Here is a 15,663-nt window from a genome sequence, read left to right on the forward strand (position 1 = left end):
GCTGCCTGCTGCGGCCGCCTTCTCGGGCGCTGCTGCGCCGCGTGAGGAGAATCGATGCGGAAGATGAATGTTGAACGACTCGGGGGTGAGCGGCACACGTCCCGGACACGGCCGATCGTCCCGCCGTCCACAGCTTTCCCAACCGCCTTTGTGCGGAGACGCGTTCGGCGAAGGCCCTGGCCGGCGCTCCGCCCCGGCTCCCCGGCCCGCCGTGCTCGACTAGGCTCGTTCCCGCACACCCCAGGTCGGAGTCAGGAAGGCCATCCCATGCCCCGCGCCGGTCTCACCGCGGACCGTCTCGTCGCGGCCGCCGTGGAACTCGCCGACGAGGCCGGGTTCGAGAACGTGACCCTCTCCGGGCTGGCGCGGCGGTTCGGTGTGAAGGACGCGAGTCTGTACTCGCACGTCAAGAACCTCCAGGACCTGCGCACCCGGATGGCCCTCCTGGCCGGCGAGGAGCTGATCGACCGCATCGCGGCGGCCGTCGCCGGGCGCTCCGGGAAGGAGGCGCTGACCGCGTTCGCGGGGGCCTACCGGGCCTACGCGCTGGAGCACCCGGGCCGCTACGCGGCCACCCAGGCACGCGTCGACCGCTCCGCCCTCGCCGACTCCTCCGCCCTGCGCCGCACCGCCGAGCTCACCTACGGCCTGCTGCGCGGCTACGGCCTCGACGAACCCGACCTCACCGACGCCGTCCGCCTGCTGCGCGCGACCTTCCACGGCTACTGTGTCCTGGAGTCCGGCGGCGGCTTCGGCGCCCCCCGCGACGTACAGCATTCCTGGGACCGGGCCGTGGACGCCCTGCACACCGCGCTGACCCACTGGCCCCGCGGCTGAGCGACCGCACGACGGTGGCGGCGGGCCGACCGGCCGATGACCGCACCTCGTCCTACGACGGCGTGCGGTCGGCCGGAGACCGCATGCCGTCCTGCGACGGCGCGCGGCCGGCCAGTGACCGCACCTCCTCGTACGTGGGCGCCGGTCCCGCCGGTGTGCGGCCCGCGCGGATCCCGGTGAGCGCGTCCACCGCGGCGCCCAGCGCCCGCCGGTAGAGCAGCGAGCCGAGGCTGATACGGCTCACGCCCAGGTCCGCGAGTTCGGCGACCGTGGGGCCCGCCGGGGAGTACAGGACGTTGAGGGGCGTGCCGTCCAGGTCGCGGACCAGGGCGGCGATCGCGGCGGGCTCGGTCAGTCCGGGGACGAACACTCCGTCGGCGCCCGCCTCCAGATAGGCGTCCAGGCGTCGCGCCGTCCCCGTGCCGTCGCCGCACCAGTAGGTGTCCGTGCGGGCGTTGACGAAGAGGCCGGGCGCCGCCGCCTTCACCGCCGCCATCTTCTCGGCGTGCCGGGCGGGCGACCCCAGGCCGTCTTCCAGATTGACGCCCACCGCGCCGGCGACCGCCAGCTCCCGCGCGAACTCGCCCACCGTCCGCGGGTCCTCGCCGAACCCGCCCTCCGCGTCGACCGACAGCAGGAACGGCTCCGCCCCGAGCGCGAGGGCGAGGCGCAGGGTCTCGTCGCGGGTGGCCGCCGTACCGTCCGGCAGTCCGGCGGCCGCCGCGACTCCGAGGCTCGTGGTGCCGATCGCGGGAAAGCCCTGGGCGGCGAGCAGCCGGGCCGAGGCGTGGTCCCAGGCGTTGGGCAGCAACAGCGGGTCGCCGGGACGGTGAAGTCCGGCGAAGGCGGTCGCGGCGGAACTCGGCGCGGTCGCGGCGGAACTCGGGGCGGTCGTGGTGGTACGCGGGGCGGTCATGGCGGAACCGTAGGCCCGGATCGGTTCGGCACCCGCCGAACAGTCCACGCCGCCCCGTCCACGCCGCCCCGTCCACCCGACCACCACCACCGCCACCGCTGGCACGCTGCCTCCGCCGCCGCTGCCCGCCGCCGCTCAGCCGACCGGGCGGACGTCCACCCCGTCGGCGTCCAGACGCACCCGCAGCACGGGCCCCTCGCTCCAGCGAACCTCCAGTTCCCCTTCGCCGCCGGCCGGCGCCACGGTCACCGATCCGGCGAGCGGTGCGGGGTCCGGTTCGCCGGTGAGGCGGGCCAGGGCGACGAGGAGGGTGGCGGTGCCGGAGGTGATCCCGGTCAGCGAGTCGGACAGGCCGAGCAGCGGCAGCAGTTCGGCGCGCACGCCGTCCCGCTCCGCCCATCCGGTGATCCGCACCGGCGTGCCGGGCGCCGCACCCGTCACCAGGTGGGCCCGCAGCTCCGCCGCGCCGTGCGCCAGCACCAGGCTGGTCACCCGTGCTCCGCCGGCCGCCGCGTGCCGCGACGCGGCCCAGCCGTCGCCCACCCCGAGCGGCACGATCTCCGTACGGCTCGCGTCCTCGCCGACGATCACGCTGTTGTCGTACGACGGTGCCGGCGTCGTCGCCGTGGAGTAGGCGAGGCGGGTGTAGTACGGGTCGTAGCGGACGTCCTCGCTGCCGTGGTTGTGCAGGCGGACCACGCCGTCCGCGCGGGTCGACTGGAGCAGCCAGTTGGGCGGGCCGAGCGGGGTGACGGCGTCCTCGCGCTCCGCCGGGGCCGGTTCCTCGGCGGCCGTCCACACCTCGTGACCGGGCGGGAGGAGCAGACCGAGGAAGCCCTTGCTCGCCCAGTACGGGGAGGCCGGGCCGGAGTAGTTCTGCAGGACGGCCTCGTCGGGGCCGTGCCAGCCGAGGCTCAGCAGGCCGCGCTCGTCGACCGCGCCGTGGTCGAGGAAGTGCCTCAGCGTCCCGGACGCCAGCCGCCGGGTCTCACCGGGCGGCAGCGGCGTGTGGCCCGTCAGCGCGCCGAGCCAGAGCGGGGCGGCGGTGGCGAAGCGGTAGGTGAGGGAGCGGCCCTGGTGCAGCGGGGCGCCGTCGGCGCCGAACATCCGGGCGTAGTCGGCAAGGTACGCGGACAACCGTTCACCGTATACGGTCAGCAGCTCACTGTCGTCGGCCAGCCAGGCGTGCAGCACCGGATACAGGTGCATGGCCCAGCCGTTGTAGTAGTCGAACTTCCGGCCGTCGCCGTCCGTGTACCAGCCGTCGCCGAGGTACCAGCGCTCGATCCGTTCCAGTCCGCGCTCGATCGCCTTGCGCGAGGCCTCGGGCTCGTGGCCGATCTCCTCGAGGAAGCCGCCCACCGTCACCGGGAACAGCTCCCAGTTGCAGGGCCAGGCCTCGGCGGTGAGCGCGTCGCCGAGCCAGTCCGCCGTCCGCTGCCGGACGGTGTCGTCCAGCCGGTCCCACAGCAGCGGCCGGGTCAGCCGCAGGGCGAGCGCCACCGACGCCGCCTCGACCAGGGGCTGGCTGCGGTGCTCGATCCGGGGCCAGACGCCGCGGGGGCCGGCGGCGAGTCCGTCGGCGTACCGTTCCAGCACGGCCGCGTCCTTGCGGAAGGCGGCCAGCAGCAGGGTGCGGGCGTACCCCTCCAGGCCGTCGGAGAGGCGGCCGGACCAGCTCTGCCGGGCGCCGGGCAGGTGGTAGAGGGCGAAGTCCTCGGTGGCGTACGGCTCCACGGCGGCGAGCAGGCCGTCGGCGGCGGCCTCCCAGTGGGCGCGGGTGTAACCGGTGCGGGGGCTCGGGGTGCGGTCTTCGGGGGGCAGGGCGAGGGGCATCGGTGGCTGCTTCCTTCCGGCTGGCCGGCCAGGGGCGCCCGGTTCCGGTCGGGGCGCCCCAGGGGGTTCATCCCACCCGCACCAGGCCCGCGGGCACCAGACCCTGGGCGAGGAGTTCGTCGCGGACCAGTTCGGCGTAGGCAGTGGCGCCCCGCACCGAGGTGTGGGTGTTGTCCCGCTTCTCGTTGTAGAGGTACAGCGCCTTGGAGCCCTCCACGCCCAGCGACTCCACGAGCGCCTTGGTCCGGGCGGTGAGGTCGACGAGCGGCACGTCCTGGGCGGCGGCGACCTCGCGCGTGACGGCCGGGTGGTCGACGCCGAGGCCGTTGACCAGCAGGGCGGTGTTGTTGTTCAGGGTGCCGTCGGGGTTGAACCAGCGGCGCACGATCGGGGTGACCAGGACGGGCCGGCCGCCCTTCTCGCGGGCGCCCGCCACCAGGGTTTCGAGGTTGGCCCGGTAGGTGGCCTCGTCGGTGGTCTTGTCGTTGTGGGCGAGCTGGATCAGGACGAGGTCGCCGCGCCGGATCTGCGGCTGGACGGTGGCCCACAGCTGTGGGTTCTGGAGGAAGGTGACCGTGCTCTCGCCGGAGTCGGCGTAGTTGGCGACGGACACGCCCTTGCGCAGGTACTGCGGCAGCCGCTGGCCCCAGCCGGCGTACGGGTCGCCGGGCTGGTCGCAGACGGTGGAGTCGCCGACCAGGAAGATCTGCCGGGCGTGCCGGGCCGGGGTGACACGGATGCCGGCGAGGGCGGGGGCCGCGCCGTCGATGGTCAGGGCGAGGCCCGCGGTGCCGTCCGGTCCGGTGGGCTCGCCCTCGGGGGTGCGGACGTTCACCGTGAAGGCGCGGGCGACACGCTCGCCGGCCGGTGCGGCGGTCTCGGGCAGCAGCGCGCGCCGGGTCTCGCCGCCGATCCGGGTGCTGGAGGCGGTGTCGCCGCCCAGCAGGACCTTGACGTCGTAGGTGCCGGGCGGGACGTCGAAGTGGCAGGCGGTGGCGGTGCAGTTCTCGATGCCCAGCGGTGCGGCAGGGGGCGCGGCGGGTGCCGCGTGGGCGGGCACGGCGGTCAGCGCGGTGCCCAGTCCGGCCGCCACCAGCGCGGCGACACTGAAACGTCTCATTCCCGGCTCCTCGATCACGACGACGTGGTCTGGCCGTGGACCGTACCGCGCCTGGCAAGCGCTTTCTAGCCCTCGAGCAGTTTTTGCTCCGCCCTCAACCTTGGCGTCGCGAAAGCCCTTTCGCGAAATCGATTCAACTGTCACCCTGCCAGACACCCGCACCCCCGTCCCTCCCGAAGGAGGCACCCCCATGCCCGGCACCCCCACGTCCGGATCCGCGCACCGACCGGTCGGACGCCGCGCCCTCATGCTCGGCGGCGCGGCCGTCGCCGGCGCGGCGGCGCTCGGCGGCCCCCTGGCCGGGTCCGCGTCCGCGGCGGCCTTCGGCTGGAGCGACGACGGCGCCCACTACGTCGTCGACACCGGCGCCCAGCTCGTCTTCAAGGTCAGCAAGTCCAACGGCGACCTCACCTCGCTGGTCTACCGCGGCACGGAGTACCAGGGCTACGGCGGCAAGAACTCGCACATCGAGTCCGGCCTCGGCGCCTCCACCGTGACGATTCTGCGGTCCGGCTCGACCATCCTCGTCTCCGTCGCCCACGGCACCCTGCGCCACCACTACGCCGCCCGCAGCGGCGAGAACAACGTCTACCTGTGGACCGAGAAGGCCGACGACTCGGTCTCGGCGACCCGCTTCATCCTGCGGGTGAAGGCGGGCCTGTTCCCCAACGACGAACCCGACTCCTACACCTACGCGCCGACCACCATCGAGGCCTCGGACGTGTTCGCCAGGCCCGACGGACAGACCCGCTCCAAGCACTTCTCCCGGCTGCGCGTCTCGGACTACGACTACGTCGGCTGGAGCTCCGGCGGCGTCGGGCTGTGGATCGTCCGCAGCAACCACGAGAAGGCGTCCGGCGGCCCGTTCTACCGCTCGCTGCTGCGCCACCAGAGCGCCGACGGCGGCGGCCTCTACGAGATCCTGTACTACGGCCAGAACCAGACCGAGGCCCAGCGCTTCGGCCTCCAGGGCCCCTACGTCATCGCCTTCACCGACGGCGGCGCGCCCTCCTCCGCGCTGTTCGCGGGCACGCTCACCACCCCGTGGGCGGACTCGCTCGGCATCCCGGGCTACGTGGGCGCGAGCGGGCGGGGACGGGTGGCCGGGGTCGGGATCAGCGGCCGGAACACGGCCTACTCCTACACCGTGGGGCTGGCCGCCGCGGCCGCGCAGTACTGGGCGCCGGCGCGCGCCTCGGACGGCTACTTCTCGATCGCGGGGGTGCTGCCGGGGACGTACACGCTGACCGTCTACAAGGAAGAGTTGGCTGTATACAGTACGCAGGTGACGGTGTCCGCCGGATCGACGACCACCCTCAACACCCTCGCCGTCCCGGCCTCGAACGACCCGGGCAACGCGAGCGCGATCTGGCGGATCGGCGAGTGGACCGGCTCACCGCGGGGCTTCAAGAACGCGGAGCTGATGACGTACGCGCATCCGTCCGACGTCCGGGCCGCCGCCTGGACCGGCGATGTCGTCATCGGCAGCGGCACCGAGACCTCCGCCTTCCCCTGCTACCTCTGGAAGGACGTCAACAGCGGGATCGTCGTCCACTTCAAGCTCACCGCCGCCCAGGCCGCCGCCGCGCACATCCTGCGCATCGGCGTGACCACCGCCTACGCCAACGGCCGGCCGCAGGTGGTCGTCAACGACACCTGGACGTCGGCGATCCCCGCACCGCCCACCCAGCCGAGCACGCGGTCGCTGACCAACGGCTCCTACCGGGGGAACAACCACACGTTCACCTACAGCGTCCCGGCGAGCGCCTGGCTCACGGACACGAGCCGGTACAACACCCTGAGGATCAACGTGGTGAGCGGTTCGGGGACCACCTCCTATCTGAGCGCGGGCACGGCGATCGACGCGATCGACCTGCTCGCCTGACCGGCCCGGGCGGCCCGCCGGAACTGAGGGTTCGTCACGTGCCGCGCGTCCACTGCTGGTTCGTGCCTCCGTTGCAGGTGTACGTGATGATCGCCGCGGAGTTGGCGGTGGACGCGCCGTTCACGTCCAGGCACTCGCCGGTCGCGCGGGACCGCACGGTGACGTAGGAACCGGTGGTGGTCAGCGTCCACTGCTGGGCGGTGGCCGAGCCGTCGCAGGTCTCCTGCGTGACCGTGTTCGCGTTCTCCTGCACGCACAGCGAGCTGTGCCGGGCCACCAGCTGGTGGTGGCCGCCGCCGACGGACCTGAACCAGTACCGCTGGTTGCCGCCGCCGTTGCAGTCGTACTGCTTGAGCTGCGCGCCCGCCCACTGCGACTGGCTGGTGACGTCCACGCACCTGCCGGAGTGCCGGGCGACGAGGGTGTTGTACGTGGCGCTCGTGCCGGTGACCGTGCCGGTGGCCGTGTCGACGGTGACCTCCGGGGTCCAGGACATGGACATCGAGGTGGCGGTGGGGAAGGTCAGCGGCAGCCAGACATAGCGGGAGTCGCCGACCGTGCCGCCGAAGGAGTTGCCCCAGCGGTCGCCGAGGTAGAGGTAGGAGGTGGCCGAGGATCCCTGCACCGGGAGAACGTATGCGGTCTGCGATCCGTAGGCGGTCGTGTCCCCCACGTTGGCCATCGACGACCAGGGGCCGGCGAGGTTCGTCGCCGTGGCGTACTGCTGCTGGTTGGGGCTCCAGCCGGTCGCGCCGGACGTCAGCATGAAGTAGACGCCGTTCCGCTTGAAGAGGGCGGGCGCCTCACGGTGGCCGCCCGGCCACGGATTGGCGACCAGGTTCGCGACGCCGGTGTAGTCGGCGGTCAGCCGGTAGAGGTGCAGGTCGTAGTTCTCGCGGGCGGCGGAGACCATGTAGCCGGTGCCGTCCGTGTCCACGAAGACCGTGATGTCGCGGGACATGTGCTGGCCGAGCGGCCGGAAGCTGCCCTGCCAGGTGTAGTCGCCGTCGACGGTGTCGGAGACCGCCACGGCCGCCCGGGCCTCGCCGTAGTCGGAGCCGTTCTCCTTGTGCATCCACATCACGAACTTGCCGGTGGACGCGTTGTACATCACCTTCGGCCGCTCGATGTTGGCGACGGCCAGCTCCGGGTGGCTGGCCTGCGTCAGGACGTGGTTCCTGAACTCCCAGTTCTTCAGGTCGGTGGAGCGGTAGGCGTCGACGTAGCGGAAGGTGTTGTCGGCGTTGCGGTGCTCGCCGAACCAGTAGTAATAGGAGCCGGCCTTGATGATCCCGCCGCCGTGCGCGTGCACGGGGCTGCCCGAAGTGTCCTTGAACTGCGTGCCGTTGGCGATCGTCTGCGGTGCGGCCTGAGCGGGACCGGCTACGGCGAGCGCGCCGAGCAGGGCCAGGCAGAAGGCGAGCAGGAGCGCGTACGCACGTCTCATCTCATGCCTCCACGGGGACGCTGTCGGCGACCGGGATGCCGAAGTCGGGGGTGCCGTCCGGCTTCCAGCCGAAACTCTGGACGCGGGTGTGGCGGTTGGGATCGTTCAGCGGATCCCCGGTGATCTCCTTGTACTGGCGGGCGTGGTAGACGAGGACGTCGGTACGGCCGTCCTCGGCGACGGTGAAGCAGTTGTGGCCCGGACCGTACTGCCGGGTGGCGTCGCTGCTGGTGAAGACCGGTGTCGGTGACTTCGACCAGCTGGCGGGATCCATCAGGTCGCTGTCGGCGTCGGCGGTCAGCAGACCGAGGCAGTAGTGGTGGTCGGTGGCACTGGCGGAGTAGGTCATGAAGACCCGGCCGTCGCGCTGGAGGACGTACGCGCCCTCGTTGACCTTGTAGCCGACGCACTCCCAGTCGTACTCCGGAGTGGTGAGACGCATCTGCGGGCCGGTCAGGGTCCACGGGTTCGCCATCCTCGACAGCCACAGGGCGGTGTTGTTGTCCATGCCGGGTTCGTGCTGGGCCCAGGCGAGGTAGCGGGTGCCGCGGTGGGTGAAGGTGGTGGCGTCCAGGGAGAAGGTCTCCCAGGCGGTCTTGATCTGCCCCTTCTCCACCCAGGTGCCGCGGAACGGGTTCGGGTGCGCGTTCTCCAGGACCCAGATGCGGATCCGCCAGACGTCCTCCTTGGGCGCGGCGGCGAAGTAGATGTACCACTTGCCGTCGACGTGGTGCAGCTCCGGCGCCCAGATGTGCGCGCCCATGTCACCGGAGGCGTGCGCCCGCCAGACGACGGACTCCGCGGCGGTGGACAGGCCGTTCAGCGTCCTGGAGCGGCGCAGGACGATCCGGTCGTACTCGGGGGCGGTGGCGGTGAAGTAGTAGGAGCCGTCGGTGTGCCGGTTGATGTGCGGGTCGGCGCGGTTGAGGACCAGGGGGTTCACGTACGGGGCTGCTTTCGGGGAGGGGGTGGCGGTTGCCGAGGCGTCGGCGGATGTCTTGGCGGACACGTCGGCGGATGTCTCGGGCGAGGTCTTGGGGGGTGCCTCGGCGGCTGCGGATGCGGATGCGGATGCCTTGCCGGGCGCGGCGGCCAGGGTGCCGGCGGCCAGGGCGGCGCCCTTCAGGACGAGTCGGCGTCGGGGGGTGGGTGGACGATCGGCGGCGCGGCTCATGCAGACTGCCTCTCGATTCCTCGTTTCGAAATTTCGGACACCATCTGCTATTCCGAACGCGCACAACGTAGAGGGAGGCCTGGGGGAGGTCAACGGGTCGGGATGGTTCGGAGGGGGCGGGAGGGGAGGGGCGGCGGGGGCTCTGCTGGAGGGGGGCGGCGAGGCCCGAGGCCCTGTTGGGGAGGAGTGGGGGTCTGGACGGGTGAGGGTCTGGACGGGTGGGGGTCTGGACGGGTGGGGGTCTTGGGTGACGGGGCCGTGGGGTGACGGGGACCGTGGAGTAGCGTCGTGACATGAACGGCGACATCCACGCGGCCCCGCTCTCCCCCGCGCCCGACTCCACGCCCGTCTCCGCCTCCGCCCCACCGCTGGCCGACGCCCTCGCCGCCGGGACGGTCGTGCTCGACGGCGGGATGTCCAACCAGCTGGAGTCCGCAGGGCACGACCTCAGTGACGAGTTGTGGTCGGCGCGGCTGCTCGCCGAGCGCCCCGAGGCGATCACCGAGGCGCACCTCGCCTACTTCGAGGCGGGCGCACAGGTGGCCATCACCGCCAGCTACCAGGCCACCTTCGAGGGCTTCGCACACCGCGGCATCGACCGGGCACGGGCGGCCGAACTCCTCACTCTGAGCGTCGAACTGGCCCGGGAGGCGGCCCGCGAGGCGACCCGGTCGGCGGCCCGGCGGGCGCCGTCCGGCGACATCGCCCGGCCGCTGTGGGTGGCCGCGTCGGTCGGCCCGTACGGGGCGATGCTGGCGGACGGGTCGGAGTACCGGGGCCGCTACGGGCTCTCGGTGGACGAGCTGGAACGTTTCCACCGCCCGCGCCTGGAGGTACTGGCCGCCGCCGCACCCGACGTGCTGGCGCTGGAGACGGTGCCGGACACCGACGAGGCGGCGGCGCTGCTGCGGGCGGTGCGGGGACTCGGGGTGCCGGCCTGGATCTCGTACACCGTCGACGGTGGACGGACGCGTGCCGACCAGCCGCTGGAGGACGCTTTCGCGCTCGCCGCCGAGGTGGACGAGGTGATCGCCGTCGGCGTCAACTGCTGCGCGCCGGCGGACGTCGACGCGGCGGTGGCGACGGCGGCCCGGGTGACCGGCAAGCCCGTGGTGGTCTACCCGAACAGCGGGGAGACCTGGGACGCCGAGGCACGCGCCTGGAACGGCCGCACCACCTTCACCGCCGAGCAGGTCGAGGGCTGGCGAGCGGCCGGGGCCCGGCTGATCGGCGGCTGCTGCCGGGTCGGCCCGCAAGCCATCGTCTCCCTGGCGGACACCCTGCGCACGGCGTGAGCCGCGCCGACGCTCTCCGGCCCTGCCCCTGACCCGCCGCCTCCGACGAGCATGTGCTGCTGGGCACGCATGTGGTGGTGCGGAGACTGCGGGGTCGGGTTTTCGCGATCAGGGCCGACGGACGCCGCCAGGGCGACGGAACAGGCGTACCACCGACCGCGGCTGCGCACTCCGCGCGGGTGATCCGCCGCCCGGGGCCGGTGCGGATGCGGACGTGTCCGTGGGGGTGGATGCGGGGGCGGGGGTGGGGCTGGGGGTGGCTTCCGGAGGCGTAGCAGTGCCACCGGCGATGGGGGCCGGGGTGGCCGCCCAAAGAGCGAGTTCGGCATCGCGCGGACCGTATGCGGTATACGGTTCACCGTCGCCGAAGATCCGTACGGGGTGGGCGGGATCCCAGGGTTCCCAGCCGGGGTCGCCGTCGACCGCGAACCGCACCCAGGCCGAGTGCATCGCGTCGGCCAGTTCCTGCGGGGCGCCCTCACCGGCCAGCTTGGCCGACTCCGGCCGGTCACCGCTGTCGAAGACGAAACCCAGCTCCAGGGCGTGGCAGGCACCGAGGCCGGGCCGCCGCGAGGGCCAGGCGAACTCGTAGACGTACGACGATCCGGGACGGGCGTCGGCCAGGCGGTGCAGGGGCAGCCGCAGCAGGTGGTCGGTGACCATCTGGCCGACGATCTCGGCGGTACCGGCCTCGGGGCGCAGGGCTCGGTAGCCGCGGGGCACCTCATGACCGGCGCGACAGCGGGCCATGGCCCCGGCGAGGGCGACCGGGCCGAGCCGGTCGACGCGCTCCAGCAGCCCGCCGGGAACCAGCCAGAGCCGGTACTCGTCCCGCGTCCAGCCCATCAGCAGGTCGGCGCCGGCCGCGGCGTCGCCCTCGACCAGCGCCTCCAGCGGGTCGCGGGGCACCAGGTCGCCGTCGACGACGATCCCGAAGGCGGGCCCGCCGAGCACCGGGCTGCTGAGCCGGCCGACCTCCGCCTGGGCGCGCAGCAGCAGCTCCCGGTCCACGGCGGCGAAGGCCTCGGCGGTGGCGGGAACCTTCAGCCGGGCCGCCATCCGGCGCACCATCCGCCGCACCTTGTCCCGGTTGGAGGCCTCCGGAGGACCGCTCTGCAGCACGGCGCGCCGGAACAGCCCCTGGGCCTGCGGGGCCGCGATCAGGGCACCGCTGCTGATCCCGCCGGCGGACTGACCCGCCAGAGTGACCCGGTCGGGGTCACCGCCGAACGCCGCGATCGCCTCGTGCACCCAGCGCAGAGCGGCCAGCTGGTCACGCAGACCGGGGTTGGCGGGGGCGTCGGGAAACAGTCCGTAGCCCTCGACACCCAGTCGGTAGTTGATCGACACCAGCACCACGCCGTCGCGGGCGAACGTACTCCCGTCGTACACCGGCACCCCGGAGGATCCCCTGGTCAGCGCCCCGCCGTGCAGCCACACGAGAACCGGGAGCCGGGCCCCGGGGCCCGGCTCAGGCGTCCACACGTTGAGGTTGAGACAGTCGTCGCCCGGCACGATCGGGTCGGACAGATACTGCGCGAAGGCCTCGGAGTACGGCGGCTGCGGCGCGGTCGGCCCGAACGCACCGGCGTCCCGGACCCCGTCCCAGGGGTCGGGCGGCACGGGCGGCCGGAAGCGGTTCGGGCCGAAGGGAGGCGCGGCGTACGGGATCCCGCGGAACACCGCGATGTCCTGCTCGTATCTGCCGCGTACGGCCCCGTACGGCGTGTGGACCACGGGATCTGTTCGATCTGCTGCCGCCATCCGCCACCAGCTCCTCGCAGCGCTCGTGCACGTTCTTGTCAGAGCATCGCACCGGGCGGATGTATTCCGATGCATTCCGGTGGCGGGCGGCAGTGGGCGGTATACCGTATGCCGCCAACAGCAGACATACCTCACCACACCGCACACCGCACACCGCACACCGCACACCGCACACTGCACACTGCACACCGCGAACTGCATACCGCGTACGGCACACCGCCCACCGCACACAGAACGCAGCACACGGAACGCAGCACACAGCCCACCGCCTACGATCCCCGACCGGCGGCAGACCCGCACAGCCGCGCACCCGCACACCCCCCTACCCCCACCTCCCGCCGATCCCCACCTCCACCCCCACCACCCCAATTGACCCTCCGTCAACTTCCCACCTACCGTAGAACGCGCTTTCCGGAAACGTTTCCTCATCCCGCCGCCCCGCCAGGAGGGTCCATGCCCAGCGCCCAGCCGCCCAGGGCCGTGTTCGCCATGGATCCGGTGCACCTGCCGTTGCTCTTTCCCGAGCCCCTCATGGCGCGGCTGCGGCGGACCGCCGACATCGACGTCACGCTCGTCGTGCGGGACTTCGCCGACCCGGCCGCCGCCGAGGCCCTGGCGCGCGCGGACACGCTGATCACCGGCTGGGGCTGCCCGCGACTCGACGAGGGCGTCCTGGCCGCCGCTCCCGGCCTGCGGGCCGTGCTGCACGCGGCCGGTTCGGTGCGGTCGCTGGTCGGGGACGCGCTGTGGGAGCGCGGGGTGACCGTGTCCAGCGCGGTCGCAGGCAACGCGGTGCCGGTAGCCGAGTACACGCTCGCGATGATCCTGCTGGCCGGCAAGGACGCCTTCGCGCACCGCGACCGCTACCGCGCCACGCACTCCTTCCCGACGCCCGCCGAGACCGCCGCGACCGGCAACCTGGGCCGCCGGGTCGGTGTCGTCGGCGCGTCGCGGGTGGGCCGCAGGCTGCTGGAGCTGCTGCGTCCGTTCGACTTCGAGGTCCTGCTCCACGACCCCTATGTGGACGTCACCGAGGCGGCCGCGCTCGGCGCTCGCCCGGTGTCGCTGGAGGAGCTGCTGCGCGGCAGTGACATCGTCACGCTGCACGCGCCCGACATTCCCGAGACCCGTCACATGCTGGACCGGGCCGGCCTCGCCCTGATCCGGGACGGCGGCGTGCTCATCAACACCGCGCGGGGTGTCCTGGTCGAACAGGGCGCGCTGACCGATGAGTTGGTCGCGGGCCGGCTGAGCGCGGTGCTCGACGTCACGGAGCCCGAGCCGCTGCCCTCCGGCCACCCTCTCCACACGCTGCCCAACGTCATCCTCACTCCGCACATCGCCGGGTCCCTCGGCAATGAGCTGGGACGGCTCGGGCTGATCGTCGTGGAGGAACTGGAGCGTCTGGCGGACGGCCGCCCTGCGGCCCACGAGGTGCGGCACGCCGACCTCACCCGGATCGCCTGAGGCCGAGGCCCCGGCGGGGGCCCAGGCTCCGCACACCTCCGGCGTTTCCGGAGTTCGAGCAGCCGTCCTCCGGTGATCCCCGTGTCTTCACGCCGCCTTCTCGCACGCCTAGGGTAGGAAGCGCTTTCTATCCGGTCGTCGCAGCGACGCGGAGCAGTGCGCTGGTCGCAACTTTCGATGGCCCTCCGGCGGGCCGGAGGGGTGGTTCCGATGAGCCGAACGGCACGTGTGAGCACGACGGCCGGTCCCACGCTGGCGGTGGTGGCCCGCGAGGCGGGCGTGTCCGTGCCGACCGCGTCCAAGGTGGTCAACGGCCGCGAGGACGTGGCGCCCGAGACCCGGCGACGGGTCACGGAGGCCCTGGACCGCCTCGGTTACGTACGCCGCCCGCGCTTCGACGTGACGAAGACGCCCCGCATGGTCGACCTCGTCGTGCACTCGCTGGACAGTTCCTGGTCGGGCGCGGTGCTGCACGGGGTGGAGGAGGCGGCGTACGACGCGGGGCTGGACGTCGTGGTCTCCGCCGCGCTCGCCCGCAGTCGGGCGGGCCGTCCCGAGCGCGGCTGGCTGGACAAGCTCGCCGTGCGCGGCTCGGCCGGGGTGCTGTTCAACCTGGCCGAGCTGACCGACAGTCAGTACACGTGGCTGGAGCAGCACCGGATCCCGTTCGTGATGATCGACCCGGTGCTCGAACCACCGCCGGGTGTGGTGTCGGTGGGCGCCGCGAACTGGCAGGGCGGGGTGACGGCGACCGAGCATCTGCTCTCCCTCGGCCATGAGCGGATCGCCGTGCTCACCGGCCGTCGGCGCACGCTGTGCAGCGGGGCGCGGCTGGCCGGCTACCGCTCGGCGCTGGCCTCGGCCGGGTTGCCGCATCGGCCGGAGTACGTCCGCCACGCCGGGTTCGACGAGGCCGTGGCGCGCCTGTGCATGCTGGAACTGCTCGACCTGCCCCAGCCGCCGACGGCCGTCTTCGTCTGCTCGGACCGGATGGCGCTCGGCGTGTACGACGCGCTGGCCGAGCGAGGGCTGGCCGTCCCGGACGACATCAGCGTCGTCGGCTTCGACGATCTCCCCGAGGCCCGCTGGGCGGCCCCCGCGCTGACCACGGTCCGCCAGCCGCTGGCGGAGATGGCGGCGACGGCGCTGCGGCTGCTGGTGCGCATGATGGACGGCGAGCGCCCGGAGAGCACCCGTACGGAACTCTCCACCCGCCTCGTGGTGCGGGCGAGCACGGCGCCGCCCCGCGCATGACCTCCCCAGCGGTCATCTCATCGAACGAGCCCCGCCGCCCAGCCGATGCCGCCGCGCAGGTGTTGCCGGAAGTCCGGGTCGGCGTACGCCTCCTCGGCGTGGCCGAGGGCGGTGTAGAAGACCCGGCCTTCGCCCTGCTCACGGCACCACGCCAAGGGGTGGTCGGCGCCCATCGTGCCACCTTCGTACGTGGACTCGTCGGCGCACAGCAGAACGCGGGCGGTGCCGCGCGGGTTGGTGCGGAAGTCGTACCACTCGTCGGTGAAGTCCCAGACGGCGGGCAGATGGCGGGTGGCGGGATGCGTACGGTCCTCGACGAGCGCTCTGCCCGGTTGGTAGGCGGGGTGCCGGTCGAACCAGGCGCCCAGCAGCTCCCCGTAGTACGGCCACTCGTACTCGGTGCAGGCGGCGGCGTGGACGCCGGCGAAACCGCCGCCCGCGGCCATGTAGGCGGCGAGCCGTGTCCGCCCGGCCGGGGTCAGCACCTCGCCGCTGGTGGAGAGGAAGACCACGGCGGCGTAGGCGTCCAGCGGCTCTTCGAGTGCCGCCGGGTCCTCGGTGTGCTCCACCGTGAACTCCCCGAGCGCGCGCACGGCGGCGACGGCGGCGGGGATGGAGTCGTGGCGGTAGTCGGTGGTGCGGGTGTAGACGAGCAGTCGGGCCATGCG

At 72.8% G+C, this 15,663-nt stretch carries 12 protein-coding genes; 5 read left to right on the forward strand and 7 right to left on the reverse strand.

The features are described from left to right. Positions 1-267: 267 nt before the first annotated feature. A complete protein-coding gene (locus ABT232_RS33770; RefSeq protein ID WP_351847364.1) occupies positions 268-837 on the forward strand; it encodes a TetR/AcrR family transcriptional regulator in 570 nt (189 codons plus the stop codon). A gap of 52 nt (positions 838-889) precedes the next feature. Here ABT232_RS33770 and ABT232_RS33775 read toward each other — a convergent pair whose 3' ends face one another. The 3 genes from ABT232_RS33775 to ABT232_RS33785 all read right to left on the reverse strand — a co-directional run bounded on the left by ABT232_RS33775 (position 890) and on the right by ABT232_RS33785 (position 4,709). Further along, positions 890-1,753, reverse strand: a complete 864-nt coding sequence (locus ABT232_RS33775) for an isocitrate lyase/PEP mutase family protein (protein ID WP_351847366.1) — start codon at positions 1,751-1,753, stop codon at positions 890-892. Positions 1,754-1,888: 135 nt separating this feature from the next. Next, positions 1,889-3,589, reverse strand: a complete 1,701-nt coding sequence (locus ABT232_RS33780) for a DUF2264 domain-containing protein (protein ID WP_351847368.1) — start codon at positions 3,587-3,589, stop codon at positions 1,889-1,891. A 67-nt stretch (positions 3,590-3,656) separates the two neighbouring features. Continuing rightward, a complete protein-coding gene (locus tag ABT232_RS33785) occupies positions 3,657-4,709 on the reverse strand; it encodes a rhamnogalacturonan acetylesterase (protein WP_351847370.1) in 1,053 nt (350 codons plus the stop codon). 190 nt (positions 4,710-4,899) lie between these two features. On the opposite strand from ABT232_RS33785, the gene ABT232_RS33790 reads away from it, so the two are divergent. Beyond that, positions 4,900-6,594 (forward strand): rhamnogalacturonan lyase B N-terminal domain-containing protein, encoded by a 1,695-nt coding sequence (locus ABT232_RS33790; protein WP_351847372.1) that lies wholly within the window; start codon positions 4,900-4,902, stop codon positions 6,592-6,594. A 34-nt stretch (positions 6,595-6,628) separates the two neighbouring features. Here ABT232_RS33790 and ABT232_RS33795 read toward each other — a convergent pair whose 3' ends face one another. Next, entirely contained in the window at positions 6,629-8,041 is a 1,413-nt protein-coding gene (locus ABT232_RS33795; RefSeq protein WP_351847373.1) for an RICIN domain-containing protein, read from the reverse strand. 1 nt (position 8,042) lies between these two features. Beyond that, complete coding sequence (locus ABT232_RS33800) at positions 8,043-9,215, reverse strand: glycoside hydrolase family 43 protein (RefSeq protein WP_351847376.1); 1,173 nt, start codon at positions 9,213-9,215, stop codon at positions 8,043-8,045. 293 nt (positions 9,216-9,508) lie between these two features. Here ABT232_RS33800 and mmuM point away from each other — a divergent pair, with 293 nt between their 5' ends. Then, positions 9,509-10,510 (forward strand): homocysteine S-methyltransferase, encoded by a 1,002-nt coding sequence (mmuM, locus tag ABT232_RS33805; protein WP_351847377.1) that lies wholly within the window; start codon positions 9,509-9,511, stop codon positions 10,508-10,510. Between the two features lie 108 nt (positions 10,511-10,618). Here the strand turns inward: mmuM and ABT232_RS33810 are convergent, their stop codons facing one another. Then, complete coding sequence (locus ABT232_RS33810; protein WP_351847380.1) at positions 10,619-12,274, reverse strand: carboxylesterase/lipase family protein; 1,656 nt, start codon at positions 12,272-12,274, stop codon at positions 10,619-10,621. A 453-nt stretch (positions 12,275-12,727) separates the two neighbouring features. On the opposite strand from ABT232_RS33810, the gene ABT232_RS33815 reads away from it, so the two are divergent. Further along, positions 12,728-13,741 (forward strand): hydroxyacid dehydrogenase, encoded by a 1,014-nt coding sequence (locus ABT232_RS33815; RefSeq protein ID WP_351847383.1) that lies wholly within the window; start codon positions 12,728-12,730, stop codon positions 13,739-13,741. Positions 13,742-13,951: 210 nt separating this feature from the next. After that, entirely contained in the window at positions 13,952-14,995 is a 1,044-nt protein-coding gene (locus ABT232_RS33820) for a LacI family DNA-binding transcriptional regulator (RefSeq protein ID WP_351847386.1), read from the forward strand. 17 nt (positions 14,996-15,012) lie between these two features. Here the strand turns inward: ABT232_RS33820 and ABT232_RS33825 are convergent, their stop codons facing one another. Further along, positions 15,013-15,660, reverse strand: a complete 648-nt coding sequence (locus tag ABT232_RS33825) for a ThuA domain-containing protein (RefSeq protein ID WP_351847388.1) — start codon at positions 15,658-15,660, stop codon at positions 15,013-15,015. Positions 15,661-15,663: the final 3 nt, after the last annotated feature.

Source organism: Streptomyces sp. NPDC001532 (assembly GCF_040298625.1).
Lineage (GTDB): Bacteria > Actinomycetota > Actinomycetes > Streptomycetales > Streptomycetaceae > Streptomyces.

Bases quoted from the DNA above. Each gene is read 5' to 3' on its own strand.
- ABT232_RS33770 (WP_351847364.1), top strand. From the start codon at position 268: ATGCCCCGCGCCGGTCTCACCGCGGACCGTCTCGTCGCGGCCGCCGTG.
- ABT232_RS33775 (WP_351847366.1), bottom strand. From the start codon at position 1,753: ATGACCGCCCCGCGTACCACCACGACCGCCCCGAGTTCCGCCGCGACC.
- ABT232_RS33780 (WP_351847368.1), bottom strand. From the start codon at position 3,589: ATGCCCCTCGCCCTGCCCCCCGAAGACCGCACCCCGAGCCCCCGCACC.
- ABT232_RS33785 (WP_351847370.1), bottom strand. From the start codon at position 4,709: ATGAGACGTTTCAGTGTCGCCGCGCTGGTGGCGGCCGGACTGGGCACC.
- ABT232_RS33790 (WP_351847372.1), top strand. From the start codon at position 4,900: ATGCCCGGCACCCCCACGTCCGGATCCGCGCACCGACCGGTCGGACGC.
- ABT232_RS33795 (WP_351847373.1), bottom strand. From the start codon at position 8,041: ATGAGACGTGCGTACGCGCTCCTGCTCGCCTTCTGCCTGGCCCTGCTC.
- ABT232_RS33800 (WP_351847376.1), bottom strand. From the start codon at position 9,215: ATGAGCCGCGCCGCCGATCGTCCACCCACCCCCCGACGCCGACTCGTC.
- mmuM (WP_351847377.1), top strand. From the start codon at position 9,509: ATGAACGGCGACATCCACGCGGCCCCGCTCTCCCCCGCGCCCGACTCC.
- ABT232_RS33810 (WP_351847380.1), bottom strand. From the start codon at position 12,274: ATGGCGGCAGCAGATCGAACAGATCCCGTGGTCCACACGCCGTACGGG.
- ABT232_RS33815 (WP_351847383.1), top strand. From the start codon at position 12,728: ATGCCCAGCGCCCAGCCGCCCAGGGCCGTGTTCGCCATGGATCCGGTG.
- ABT232_RS33820 (WP_351847386.1), top strand. From the start codon at position 13,952: ATGAGCCGAACGGCACGTGTGAGCACGACGGCCGGTCCCACGCTGGCG.
- ABT232_RS33825 (WP_351847388.1), bottom strand. From the start codon at position 15,660: ATGGCCCGACTGCTCGTCTACACCCGCACCACCGACTACCGCCACGAC.